This window comes from Georgenia sp., assembly GCF_054605595.1.
The window spans coordinates 11,762-24,683 of sequence record NZ_JBTSDU010000034.1 but is presented as its reverse complement, the minus strand read 5'-3'; the positions used below and the strand labels follow the sequence as shown (position 1 = coordinate 24,683).

The window sequence follows — 12,922 nt, the reverse complement described above, 5'->3', positions numbered from 1 at the left end:
GTCGCGTCGGGCACGTCCTCGTTGTCGGCGGTGGGTGGATCGGGGCCGAGGTCTCCGACGGCGTCGTCGCAGACGGCCTGCTGCAGTCGGATGACCCGAGGTACGAAACCCTGGGGAGACCCGCTCCTGCCCGGGGAGATCGTCGTCCGCGGAGAGCCCGGGAGCCGGTCGTTCACCGCGTTCTGGCACCGGTCCGGGCGAGTCCGCGCCGTGCTCAACCTGCGCGTCCACCACCACGGCCACGGTGGCCACGCTCAGATCGAGGCTGCTGATCACGACTGGGCCGGGACAAGTGGGACCGACTCGGCATGGACTACCAACTCCGCGACACACGCCCACCCACCCGTGAGCTCGTCGAGCGCGTGCGTAGACAGTTCCACGCCCACGGCCTGACCGTCTACGGAGGCGCCGGCCGCGACCACGCATCGGTGCCCGTGCCGAAAGCTGGATGGAGGGGCGGTGCGCTTAGGCTGCCGGGATGAACACCGTCACTCCTACCCGACCCACCGCCGTGATCGTCGTCCTGTTCGGCGCCACCGGTGACCTGGCCCGCCGCATGGTGATGCCCGCCCTCGTCGAGCTGCACGAGCGCGGGCTCCTGCCCGAGCGGTGGCGCCTGATCGGCTGCGCCACGGATCCGTGGGGCGACGATCGGTTCCGGGCCAGGCTGAAGGACTCCCTCCTCGGCAGTGGGACCGGGCTGCCCGAGGACTGGCCCGAGGTCTCCCGCCGGGTGCGGTACGCCGGGGGCGGGTTCACGGACGCCGATCCCGGTGCGCTGCCCGCAGCCCTGACGCAGGCCCGTCGCGAGCTGAGCGACGAGGGTGCCGACGAACCGCTGGTGGTGCACTTCCTGGCCGTCCCGCCAGCGGCGTACCCGGCCATCACCCGCGGGCTGGGACGCCACGGCCTTGCCGCGGGCGCCCGTGTGGTGTACGAGAAGCCCTACGGCACGTCGCTCGCCGACTTCGAGGCGCTGAACGCCCTGGTCGAAGAGGTGCTGACGGAGGAGCAGGTCTTCCGCATCGACCACTTCCTCGGTAAGCAGGCGGTGCAGGCCATCTATGCGCTGCGGTACGCCAACCCCATGTTCGGGTCGCAGTGGGACGCCCACGCGATCGAGCAGGTGCAGATCGATGTGCCCGAGGATCTCGACGTCGCCCAGCGCGCCGGGTTCTACGACGCCACCGGCGCGGCCCTGGACATGCTCGTCACCCACCTGTTCCACGTCGCGAGCCAGGTGGCGATGGATCCACCGGCAGACGTGCGCGACCCGCGCGCGGTGATCGCCGCGCGTGATGCCGTCATGGCGGCGTTCCGGCCGCTGGACCCGGCGACGGACGTCGTGCTGGGGCAGTTCGAGGGGTACACCGATATCGACGGCGTCGCGGTCGGCTCCACGCAGGACACCTTCGTCGCCGCCCGGCTGTGGATCGACACCGACCGGTGGCGGGGGGTGCCGTTCGTGCTCCGCACCGGCAAACGCATGGCCCGCAAGGCCCAGCGCATCACGTTGATCATGCGACGCCCGGACGGTCCCCTCGCCGGCGCGATCGACGAGCCCAGCACCATCGAGATCGACTTCAGCGGCCCGGGCGCGATCACCCTCGGTGTCACGCTCAACACCCCCGGCCCGGATCCGTCGCTCTCCCTGGGACGCACCCGCCTCAGCCTCGCCGACGTGCCGGGCGGGGAACCGATCTCCGCCTATGCCTCGCTGATCAACGACGTGCTGGCCGGGGACCGGTCGCTGTTCACCACGTCGCACTGCCTGCGCGCGGCCTTCACCGCGTTCGCTCCGCTGCAGGGACCCCGACGCCCCACCCCGCTGCCGTACGTGCCGGGCTCGTGGGGGCCGACCGGGGCTGAGAGCCTGGTTGCCCCGCACGGGTGGATGCTCGAGCGCTAGCGGCATCAGCCGCACCGGCGCGCGAAACCACCTGCCGGCCGGCCGCTGGTCTCACAGCGGCTGCTGCGATGCTGATCGGCCCCGGGACCGGCAACGGCCTGGTGTTGGCGGAAGGGGTCGACCTCACAGCGGCTGCTGCGATGCTGATCGGCCCCGGGCCAGGGACGTCTGGTGCGCACGGCGGATCGCCGCCGACAGGGCGGCGTGGTCGTGGGCGCCGGTGTGTCGGCGGCCGTTGATGAAGAACGTGGGCGTCCCGGCGGCGCCGCTGTCGTCGGCGCTCGCGACGTCGCGTTCCACGCGCAGGGCGTGCCGGCGCGCTACGAGGTCGGCGGTGAACCGGTCGGGGTCGAGCCCGAGCGTGGTGGCGTAGCGGACGAGGTCGCGCGGGGTGAGGGCATCGTGGTGGTCGAAGAGGGTGGCGTGCATGCCCCAGAACTTTCCCTGCACGGTGGCGGCCTCGGCCGCCTCGGCGGCGAGTTGGGCGTGGGGATGGATCTCCGGGATGGGCAGGTGACGGAAGACCACGGTCAGGTCGTCGGCGGATGCTTGTCGCAAGTGGTCCACGACCGGGTGTACCGCGGCACTATGGTGGCAAGCGAAGTCGCCGTACCACACGAGTGTGACCGGTGCGTCGGGCGAGCCCAGGAGGTGGTCGACGTCGGGGTCGATCGGTTCGGCCAGGTCGCTCAGCGGTGGGGCGAGGCGGCCCGCGCCGGCCGAGCGCAGGGATCGGGGCAGGCGTTCAATGACTCGGAAGGCGACCCAGGCCAGCGCGGCGGCGAGCCCGGACGCGGCGAGGATCCCGGCCTTCGCGTCCTGCAGGTCGGTCCCGGTGAAGGAGATGTCGGCGATGAGCAGCGAGACGGTGAATCCGATGCCGGCCACACTCGAGGCCCCCACGAGCGAAGGCCATGGCAGCGCCAGCGGGTATGCCCCGCACCAACGGCGGGTGACCAACCATGTCGTAGCGGTGATGCCGACGAGCTTGCCGACCACAAGCCCAGCCACGATCCCGAGCGTGATCGGCGAGGTCGCGGCGCGACCGATGGTGTCGGCGCCCAGCGGGATCCCGGCGTTGGCCAGGGCGAAGAGCGGCACGGCGAGGTAGCTGGCCCAGGGGTGGAAGAGGTGCTGGTACCGCTCGTTGGGCGAGATGGCACGGACCATGGCCTGGCCCGCCTGGCGGGCGAGTGCGGGCGAGGGGGCCATGCGGAACTGGCGCCAGACCGCGCCGGCACGGCGCAGCCCGGCGCGGGCGGGTGGGTAGGCGGTGAAGACCACGCCCAGGGCCACCCCGGCGACGGTCGCCTCCATCCCGGAGGCCAGCGTCGCGGCCCACACCGCAACGCCGGTCAGAAGATAGGGAACGCCGTGGCGGACCCTCAGTGCCCGCAGGACCAGGACGAGACCGAACAGCGCCAGGGCGGCCAGGAGCCAGGGGACCGACAGGTCGTTCGTGTAGGCCAGGGCGATGACGGTGAGCGCGACGACGTCGTCGATGATCACCAGGGTGAGCAGGAATGCGCGCACCGGTGGGGAGGCGCCGCGCACCAGGGTCAGGACGCCGAGGGCGAAGGCGGTGTCGGTACCCATGACGATGCCCCACCCGCGTGCGGACGGCTCGCCGGCGTTGAGGGCGAGGTAGAGCAGGATCGGTACGATCATCCCGCCAAGGGCCGCGAGGACCACGGGGGCGACCCGCCGCCGTTCGCGCAGGTCGCCCATGTCGAGCTCGCGTCGCACTTCCAGGCCGGCGACGAAGAAGAAGACGGCCATCAGTCCCTCGTTGACCCAGTCCCGGGTTTGCAGCGTCAGGTCGATCCGGCCGACATGGGCGCCGATCCGGGCCGTCCACAGCGCCTCGTACGAGGCCGCCCAGGGGGAGTTCGCCCACACCAGGGCGATGAGGGTGGCCGTCAGCAGGGCCAGGGCACCGGTGTTCTCGGTGGCGACGAACCGGCGCACCCCACCCAGGCGGGACTTGCGCCGAGGAGTCTGGGATGCGCTCGCCGGGTTCACCCCCCGAGGTGGCACGCCGCCGACTGCCCGGGTCGGCCCAGCTCCTCGAGTTGCCACGTGTCGCCCGCGCGGCGAAAGCGCCGACTGGTGCCCGCCACCAGGGCGGCCTCGTGCCCACCGACCCGCAGGCGGACCCGCGGGTCGGCCGCGCACGGCTCGGCAGTGACGCTCAGGGTGTCGTCGTCGATCACGACCCGGAGGCGTTGGCCACGGTGCTGCACGCCGAACCGCAGGGCGTGCAGCCCGGCCGGCAGGGCGGGGTCCAGGACGACGACGGCGCCCTCGGTGTCCAGGCCGGCGAAGGCGCGGGTGATGATGTCCAGGGTGCCGGCCATGGCACCGAGGTGGATGCCCTCCCGGGTCGTCCCGCCCTGGGTGTCGTCCAGGTCCGCGGCCAGGGCGTCCCGGAAGATGGCCCACCCGCGGTCCGGACGGAGGCGGGCCAGGACGGAGGCGTGCACGACCCGGCTCAGGGTGGAACCGTGCGCGGTGCGGGCCAGGTAGTAGTCCACTGTGCGCACCATCGCTTGGTGGGTGGTGGGGTAGCCCAGCCGGTCCAGCATGCCCCGCAGCCCGTCGGGACCCAGGAGGTAGATCAGCATGAGGACGTCGGCCTGCTTGGCGAGCTTGTACCGGTTGGTGGAGTCGCCCTCGGCCTCGAGGATGAGGTCGAGGCGGCCGATGTTGCCGTATGTGCGCCGGTAGCGGTCCCAGTCCAGCTCGGCGAGGTCCGCGTAGCCGTCGAACTGGGCGATGACGCCGTCGGGGAGGAAGGGCACGGCCAGGCGCCGGCTCACGTGCTCCCACGCGGCGGGTTCCGCCGAGCGGATGCCCAGGCGGGCGTGGAGGTCGTCACACCCGTGTCCGGCGACGGCGGCGAGCACGTCCACGGCCCGGCGGCACACCCAGGCGGTCAGGACGTTGGTGTAGGCGTTGTCGGCCAGGCCCTGTCCGGGGGCGTCGGGGTAGCCGTCGTGGTACTCGTCCGGGCCCATCACGCCGGCGAGGTGGTACCGGTCCGTGGCGGCGTCGTAGCTCGCCAGGGCGGTGAAGAAGCGGGCGACCTCGATGATGAGGTCGGCGCCGCGCTCGGCGAGCCAGGTGACGTCGCCCGTGGCCTGGTAGTACTCCCAGGCGTTGACCGCGACGGCGAGGCCCACGTGGCGCTGCCGGCGGGAGTTGTCCGGCATCCACCGCTCCGAGCGGGTGTTGAACAGCGTCACGGGAGTCTCCTCGCGCCCGTCGCTGCCGCTCTGCCAGGGGAACATCGCCCCGGGCAGGCCCGCCTGGGTGGCCGCCCGGCGGGCGGCGTCCAGACGCCGCCAGCGGTACTCCAGCAGGCCGCGGCTGACTCGGGGCAGGTGGGCGGTGAGCACCGGCAGGACGAAGATCTCGTCCCAGAAGACGTGCCCCCGGTAGCCCTCCCCGTGCAGCCCGCGGGCCGGGACCCCGGCGTCCAGGGCCGCGGTGTGCGCGGAGAGCGACTGCAGGAGATGAAAGGCGTGCAGGTTGATCACGAGCCGGGTCTGGGTGTCGGCCTCCAGGGCGACACCGAAACGCTCCCACAGCCGCGCCCAGGCCGCCTCGTGCGCGGGCAGGAGGTCGTCGAACCCGCCCGGGGCCGCATCGAGTTCGCCCAGTGCGGCCAGCCGCGGGGAGGCGATCGCCGGGTCCTTGGAGGTGAACACGGCGACGGTCTTGTCGATGGTGACCGGTTCGCCGTCCTGGAGCGGCAGGTCGAAGACCTGGGCGAAGAACTCCCCGTCGTGCTCGGCGGTGCCGCCCGGCGCGGACCCGCTGACGCTGGTGCGCGTGGCGGTCGCGATCCGCACCTGGCTCTGGGTCGTCTCCACCTCCACCACGAACGTGCCGGCCCCGACCTCCTCCGCGCCGGTGGTGCGCAGGTGGCGGTTGGCCAGGGCGGCGTACTCGGTGACGTTGGCGTTGACCACCCCCGCGTCGGTCCCCGACCGCACCTGCACGGTCCCGGCCCATCCCTGCGCCACGAGCGTGGTCTGAAGGGCCGCCAGGTGGGGCCGGGCCATCGAGACGAGCCGCCGCTGGGTCAGGCGCAGCCGGCGCCCGGCGACGTCGGTGAGTACCGCGGTGCGGGTCAGGATCCCTCGGCGCAGGTCCAGCTCTCGCCGCTCCCGTGAGGTGGTGAGATTACCGGCGGACCACCGTCCCCCCGCATCGGTGCGCACGTCCAGCGGTAGCCAGTTGGGTGCGTTGACCAGGTGTTCGTCCTCCATCTGGCGGCCGTGAACGTTCGAGACCAGCCGGTTGTAGACGCCGGCCAGGTAGGTGCCGGGATAGTGCACCCCGTCCGGGGCGCGCTCCGGGGCGGCGCCCCGGGTACCGAGATAGCCGTTGCCCAGCGTGGTCAGCGCCTCGCGGTGACCCTCGTGGGCGGGGTCGAACCCTTCGTAGACGAGGGTCCAGGGGTCCGCGCGCAGTGCCCCGAGGTCGAGCTGACCGACATTTTCGACGACGACGTGCGCCCCGGCCGTCTCCAGCTCGGCCCGCTGCCCGGCCCGGGCCACCCCGACCACCAGGCCGAACCCGCCGCTCCGGGCTGCCTGGACGCCGGCGACGGCGTCCTCCACCACCGCAGTGCGGTCCGGGGCGACCCCCAGCTGATGGGCCGCCCGCAGGAACATGGCCGGGTCGGGCTTGCCCGCCAGGCCCAGCTCGCCAGCATTTTCGCCGTCCATGACGACGTCGAAGAGTCCCTGCAGGCCGGCCGCGGCGAGCAGTGCGTCGGCGTTGCGGCTGGCGGTGACCAGCGCCACCGGCACACCGCCGGCCCGCAGCCGGTTGAGCAGGTCCACGGCGCCGGGAAAACCCTTGGCGCCGCGCTCGGCGACCAGGTCGAGATAGAGTTCGTTCTTCCGCGCGGCCAGCCCGTGCACGGTCCAGGTCCCCGCCTGGTCATCCACCCGCCCGCGGGGGATGTCGATGCCGCGGGCGGCGAGGAAGGCGGCCACCCCGTCCTCCCGCGAGCGCCCGTCGACGTAGCGGCGGTAGTCCGCCACCGCGTCGAACGGGTCATGGGGCCCGCCCGCCCGAGGGTCGGCGAGCACGGTCTCGAAGAGCTGCCGCCATGCGGTGGCGTGCAGGGTGGCGGTGTCGGTCACGACGCCGTCCATGTCGAAGATCACCGCCTCCTGCGGCGGCACCGCACCGCTGGGGGCAGGCGCCGCGGTGGACGGAGTCGGCTGTGTCGTCGGGTGTGTCACGGTTCTCCTTCGGTCGGAACGCCAGGTGCGGTGGCCGTCCCGGGGTCGCGACCCGCCCCGCGGACCGGGTTCCCGGCGCCATGCCGGTGGGTAGGGCCGGCGAGCGCCGGCGCGGGAGCCCGGCGCGGTGGTCGCAGGGCGATCCCCATGGCCACGAGCACGCCAGCCAGGCCGATTGCGGTCCAGCCGCCCGGGCGTTCCCCCAGGACGACGGCGGCCAGGGTGATACCGAAGACCGGGGTCAGGAACGTCCACGTGGTCAAGATGTCGAGCCGAGTGCGGCGGACCTCGGTGAACCACGCCACCGTGGTCGCCGCAGTGCCGATCAGGGCCAGGAACGCCAACAAGAGGACGAAGCGGGGAGTCCAGGCGATCACCGGCGCGCCCTCGACGGCCATCGCGAGGACCACCAGTCCGGCTCCGCCGATGAGCAGATGCCACGCGGTGGCCACGACCAGGTCCAGCCCGCCCAGCCGGCGGGAGAGCAGGGTGCCGGCGGTCACGGCGGCCGCGGCGAGCAGCGACAGCGCCGCCCCGCTGCCCCCGCCGCCGGGCAGCGCGACGAGGAGGAGCCCGGCGAAGCCGACGCCCAGGGCGGCCGCCGTCCGGATCGAGAGCCGCTCGCCGAAGAGCCACCAGGCGGGCAGGAGGATCAGCAGCGGCTGGGCGTTGGCCAGCACCGCGGCGGTGCCGGTGGCACCCCCGGCGACCCCGGCGAACATCGCGGCGAAGACCACCGTGACGTTGACCAGGCCCAGCACCGTGATCAGCCCCCAGGCACGCGCGCCGCTGGGGGTGGGGCGCCGCTGGACGGAGCCCAGGGCCAGGAGTGCCGCACCGGCCACCAGGGCACGCAGGGCGGCGAACCACAGGAGCGGGGCGTCGCGCAGGCCCAGATCGATCGCGACGAAGCATGCCCCCAAGGCGGCGGTGATCCACAGCATGCGCAACGGTTTCGGTCGCCGCTGTTCCCCGGCCGCCCCGGTCGCCGGTGCGGCCGGTGCGGCCGGTGCGGCCGGTGCGGCCGGTGCGGCCGGTGCGGCCGGGGCTACGGTACCGACCGGGATGTCCACGCCCGCCCCGTCAGCGGGTGCCGGCCGGCACCGGTGCGGTCGGTTCCGGCTCCCGGACGGCGCGCTCCGGCGCGGCCGGGGCCTGCTGCGCGGGCAGCCTGAGCCGCTTGAGCAGCAGCGCGTTGACGGTGACGATGACCGTGGAGCCGGACATCGACAGTGCCGCGATCTCCGGGCGTAGCATCAGGCCGAACGCGGGGTAGAACACCCCGGCGGCGATCGGCAGCGCGATGACGTTGTAGCCGATCGCCCAGGCTAGGTTCTGGCGCTCCTTACGCACCGTGCCCTTGCCGATGCGCAGCGCGACGGACACGTCCAGGGGGTCCGAGCGCATCAGGACGATGTCCGCGGTATCGATCGCCACGTCGGTCCCGGCACCGATCGCGATGCCGATGTCGGCCTTGGCCAGCGCCGGTGCGTCGTTGACCCCGTCCCCGACCATCGCCACCTTCTTGCCGGCCAGCTGCAGCTCGGCGACCTTGTCCGCCTTGTCCCCGGGCAGGACCTCGGCGATGACGGTGTCGATGCCCAACTGCTCGGCGATGCGTCGGGCAGTGGCCTCGTTGTCGCCGGTGAGCATCACGACCTCGATCCCGGCCTCGTGCAGGGCCGCGACGGCCGCGGCGGCCGTCTCCCGGGCGGCGTCGGCCAGGGCGATGACGCCCACCGCGTGCCCGTCCACCGCGGCGAGCACCGCGGTGCGCCCGGACGCGGCCAGCTCGTCCCGCTGCTCGGCCAGGTCGCCGAGATCGACGTCCTCCCGGGTCATGAGGCGGAGGTTACCCACCAGGACCCGGCGACCGTCGACCGTGGCCGTGGCGCCGTGGCCGGGGACGTTGAGGAACTCGCTCACGCTCAGCGCGGGCACGCCGCGCTGAGCGGCATAACTGTCGATGGCGCGGGCCAGGGGGTGCTCGGACTCACGTTCGACGGCGGCGACCAGGGCGAGCATCTCGTTCTCGCTCATGCCCGCCACGATGACGTCGGTGACCTCCGGTTCGCCCTTGGTCAGGGTGCCGGTCTTGTCCATCACCACCGTGTCGATCTTCGCCGTCCCCTCCAGGGCGGTGGCGTTCTTGAACAGCACCCCCCGCTGCGCACCGAGCCCGGTGCCGACCATGATCGCCGTCGGGGTGGCCAGACCCAGGGCGTCGGGGCAGGTGACGACCACGACGGTGATCGCGAAGAGCATCGCCAGGGCCACCCCGGCGCCGACAACCATCCAGACCGCGAAGGTGATCCCCCCGCCGATGAGGGCGACGAACACCAACCAGAATGCGGCCCGGTCGGCCAGTCGCTGCCCGGGGGCCTTGGAGTTCTGGGCCTCCTGGACCAACTTGACGATCTGCGCCAGAGCGGTGTCCGCGCCGACCTTCGTGGCCCGGGCCCGCAGGGTGCCGGTGGTGTTGATCGAGGCGCCGATCACGGCCGCGCCCGGCGCCTTCTCCACCGGCATGGATTCTCCGGTGACCATCGACTCGTCGACCTCGGACTCCCCCTCCTCCACCACCGCGTCGACCGGGACCTTCGCCCCCGGCCGCACCAGCAGCAGGTCGCCGACGACCACCTCGGCGGTAGGGACCTCCACCGGCTGGCCGTCGCGGATCACGACCGCCTGGGAGGGCGCGAGCTCGAGCAGGGTGCGCACGGCGTCGTTCGCGCCGCCCCGTGCCCGCATCTCCAGCCAGTGCCCGAGCAGGACGAAGGTGGTCAGGACCGTGGCCGCCTCGTAGAAGACCTCGCCCTCGCCGGTGAACGTGACCACCAGGCTGTACAGCCAACCCGCCCCCACCGCCGCCGCTACCAGGACCATCATGTCCAGCGTCCGGGCCTTCAGCGCCCGGTAGGCGCCGTCGAAGAAGATCCACGCCGAGTAGAACACCACCGGCAGGGACAGGATCAGGGAGAAGCCGTCGTCGCGCAGCCCGAAGGGCGCCGGGACGGTGAACCCCAGCAGCTCCCGACCGATCGGCGACCAGAACAAGATCACCACCGACAGGACCGCGGCGACCGTGAAACGGTTCCGCATGTCCCGGGTCATGTCTGCCATCGACCCGCCATGGCCGCCGTGGCCCATCGCCTCCTGCGCGGACTGCGCGCTCTCCGCACCGCCGGCGTGGGCGTCGTGCCCGGCGGGTGCCTCGTGCCCGGCATGCGCCTCATGCCCCGCGTGCGCGTCGTGCCCGGCGTGGGCGTCGTGTCCCGCGTGCGCGTCGTGCCCGGCGTGGGCGTCGTGCCCGGCGTCGGAATCGGCCGAACCCGGTTCGGCCATCGCGTGGCACATGTGGTCGGGCACCGACTGCCCGGCGCAGTGGTACCCGCAGTCGTTGACCCAGCTCACCAGCTGGGCGACCGAGGTCTGGCCCGGATCGTAGGCGACCGTCGCGGTCTGGGAGACGGCGCTGGCCTCGACCCCCAGGACACCGGGGCGCCCCAGCAGCGTCTTCTCGATCACCGGCTCCGAGGTGGCCCAGTGCAGGCCGCCGACCTCCAGGACAGTGGTTTGACGCGTCATGATCGCTTCTTCCTTCCCGGCCCCGGGGCCGACAGGTCGTGCACCGACGGGCTCAGCTGATGCCGACCCGTTCGCCCATGTCTCAGGCCGTGGAAGCCCGGACCGGGTCGGGGAGGAACTCCCGGCGCATGCCCAGGACCTCGTCCGTCATCGCGATCGACGTGGCGCCGTCGGTGACGGTGCCGGCCAGCGCCCGGATGGCGTCGACGGTCTCGGGGACGACGATGGCCTCGTTGTAGACCTGGTAGGTCAGGAAGGCCTCATCCCCCTCGACGGTCAGGACGTCCTCCCATACTCCGACCTCCCACATGTCCCCGCGGGGCCGGCCCAGGTCCCGCATGAGCTCGACCGTGGTGTTCAGTGCCGTGAGGCCGTCGGCCATGCGGATGAAGGCGATCCGGGGTGCGGCGCGCAGGGCGTCCAGGACCTCCGCTCGGGCGGCGGGCCGGGTCAGCTGCACGGTCCAGTAGTGGTTGTGGGTCTGGGTGTGTGCCGCCTTCGCGGCCATCGTCACCACGTCCAGGTCGGGCAGAACCGTGCGGGCGTCCGGTCCCTGGTGAGAGGGGATGGATGCCTCGGGGACCATCGTGTTCATGATGCCGCCCTGGTGGGACTCGCCCGGGTCGGTGGCCCGCCGGATCAGGACCCCGCGGGCCCGGGCAAGCAGGCCCACGTCCCGCAGCGCCCCGAGCACGCGCACGATGCTGGTGGTGTTGCACGAGACCACCCGGGTGGTGTCCCGGCCCAGCGCGGTGGCGTAGTTGGCCTGGGCGACGAAGGAGTGCCCGGTGGTGGTGTGGGACTCCCCGCCCTGGAAGACGGTCTTGACCCCGGCGGCCCGGTACGCCTCGAGGTTGCGCGCGGAGACCGTCTTCGGGGTGGTGTCCACCACCACGTCCACCCGGCCGAGCAGGTCGGGCAGGGTACCGGCCACGGGCACCCCGGCCGTCCGCATCGCGGTGCCCGCCTCCGGGGTGGCGGCGAACACGTCGAGGCCGAGCCCGACGGCGGTGCGCACCCGCCAGTCGGTGGCGACGTCCGCCACCCCTACGAGGTCCATGTCCGGCATGGCACGGACCGCGTCCGCCACCCGCTTGCCGATCACTCCGTACCCGTTGACGGCGACCTGAATGTTCATGACACTCTCCTGTGCTCGTTTCGTATCGTGCTGAATCGTGCGGGGCGGTCGGTCGGGACGGCCGGCGTCAGGCGAGCTCCGGACCGGACCCTCCGGACCGGTGTGGCCCGGTCCGCTCGTAGCCGGCCGGCTCGGGTGCCCGCCTTGTCTCAGCTACGCACCAGTCGGGTGATGGCGCCCGTTGCTTCCTTGAGCTTGGCGTCGCGTGCGGCCTGGTCGAGCTGGTCGTCGCCGGCGAAGCAGTGGTCCATGTGGTCCTCCAGCAGCGCCAGGGCGACGCACTGCAGGGCCCGAGAGGCAGCCGAGACCTGGGTGAGGATGTCGATGCAGTACTTGTCCTCCTCCACCATTCGGGCGATGCCTCGGACCTGGCCCTCGATCCGGCTGAGCCGGTTCAGGTGGCTGGTCTTGTTGGTGGCGTAGCCGGCCACGTGTCCTCCCTTCGGGTCCGTTCCGGGTTCGAGTACGTGCCGCTGATGCGCCTGCCGGGGGATCGTCCCCCGGCAGGCGCGTGACATCAGACGCCGGCGCCGGCGTACCTGGCCGGGTCGGCCTTGAAGCCGGCCGCGCAGTGGGCGGAGCAGAAGTGGTACGTGGTGCCCTCGTGCTCGGTACTCTCGGCGGCGGTTGCGGGGTCGATGCTCATCCCGCAGACGGGATCGGTGACCTTCGCGGACTTCTGGGACATGTCTTCCTCCATCGGTGTTGCGGTTGGGTTGTCTTCCTCATCGCGTCCGATCTCCACCACCGGGTCGGTGGCCGGAACACGGACGAGGTCGGGGACCGGGTGCGCCTTGAATTGGCGCAGCCGGTTGGCGTTGGCGACCACGGACAGCGATGACAGCGCCATCGCGCCCGCGGCGATCATCGGGCTCAGCGTCAGCCCGAAGGCGGGGTAGAGCGCCCCGGCGGCGATCGGGATCCCGATGCCGTTGTACAGGAATGCGAAGACCAGGTTCTGCCTGATGTTGCGCATCGTGGCCCGGGACAGGTCCACGGCGGTGACCAGCCCGGACAGAGCCCCGG

At 72.5% G+C, this 12,922-nt stretch carries 8 protein-coding genes; 1 reads left to right on the top strand and 7 read right to left on the bottom strand.

Features of this window, described 5'->3' with window-relative positions:
• The first annotated feature begins 478 nt into the window (after positions 1-478).
• Positions 479-1,909 carry a glucose-6-phosphate dehydrogenase gene (locus tag ACYC1Z_RS06275; RefSeq protein WP_461408674.1) on the top strand — a complete coding sequence of 477 codons (1,431 nt, stop codon included), beginning with the start codon at positions 479-481 and terminating at the stop codon, positions 1,907-1,909.
• A gap of 123 nt (positions 1,910-2,032) precedes the next feature.
• Here ACYC1Z_RS06275 and nhaA read toward each other — a convergent pair whose 3' ends face one another.
• From nhaA to ACYC1Z_RS06240, 7 genes are all read right to left on the bottom strand, one after another.
• Entirely contained in the window at positions 2,033-3,931 is a 1,899-nt protein-coding gene (gene nhaA / locus ACYC1Z_RS06270) for a Na+/H+ antiporter NhaA (protein WP_461408673.1), read from the bottom strand.
• Positions 3,928-7,170 carry a beta-phosphoglucomutase family hydrolase gene (locus ACYC1Z_RS06265; RefSeq protein ID WP_461408672.1) on the bottom strand — a complete coding sequence of 1,081 codons (3,243 nt, stop codon included), beginning with the start codon at positions 7,168-7,170 and terminating at the stop codon, positions 3,928-3,930. The genes nhaA and ACYC1Z_RS06265 overlap by 4 nt, the downstream gene beginning before the upstream one ends.
• Entirely contained in the window at positions 7,167-8,114 is a 948-nt protein-coding gene (locus ACYC1Z_RS06260) for a DMT family transporter (protein ID WP_461408671.1), read from the bottom strand. Before ACYC1Z_RS06260 ends, ACYC1Z_RS06265 begins: the two co-directional genes overlap by 4 nt.
• Positions 8,115-8,253: 139 nt before the next feature.
• Positions 8,254-10,758: a heavy metal translocating P-type ATPase gene (locus tag ACYC1Z_RS06255; protein WP_461408670.1), complete on the bottom strand. Its 2,505-nt coding sequence runs from the start codon at positions 10,756-10,758 to the stop codon at positions 8,254-8,256.
• Positions 10,759-10,840: 82 nt separating this feature from the next.
• Complete coding sequence (locus ACYC1Z_RS06250; protein WP_461408669.1) at positions 10,841-11,896, bottom strand: type II glyceraldehyde-3-phosphate dehydrogenase; 1,056 nt, start codon at positions 11,894-11,896, stop codon at positions 10,841-10,843.
• A gap of 149 nt (positions 11,897-12,045) precedes the next feature.
• Positions 12,046-12,327, bottom strand: coding sequence for a metal-sensitive transcriptional regulator (locus tag ACYC1Z_RS06245; protein ID WP_461408668.1), 282 nt, complete (start codon positions 12,325-12,327; stop codon positions 12,046-12,048).
• An 86-nt stretch (positions 12,328-12,413) separates the two neighbouring features.
• Positions 12,414-12,922, bottom strand: a 509-nt coding sequence (locus ACYC1Z_RS06240) for a YHS domain-containing protein (protein ID WP_461408667.1), incomplete at its 5' end; no start/stop codon positions are given.

Excerpts from the sequence above, each read along its gene's own strand:
- ACYC1Z_RS06250 (WP_461408669.1), bottom strand. The coding sequence starts at position 11,896 with ATGAACATTCAGGTCGCCGTCAACGGGTACGGAGTGATCGGCAAGCGG.
- ACYC1Z_RS06255 (WP_461408670.1), bottom strand. The coding sequence starts at position 10,758 with ATGACGCGTCAAACCACTGTCCTGGAGGTCGGCGGCCTGCACTGGGCC.
- ACYC1Z_RS06275 (WP_461408674.1), top strand. The coding sequence starts at position 479 with ATGAACACCGTCACTCCTACCCGACCCACCGCCGTGATCGTCGTCCTG.
- ACYC1Z_RS06260 (WP_461408671.1), bottom strand. The coding sequence starts at position 8,114 with ATGCTGTGGATCACCGCCGCCTTGGGGGCATGCTTCGTCGCGATCGAT.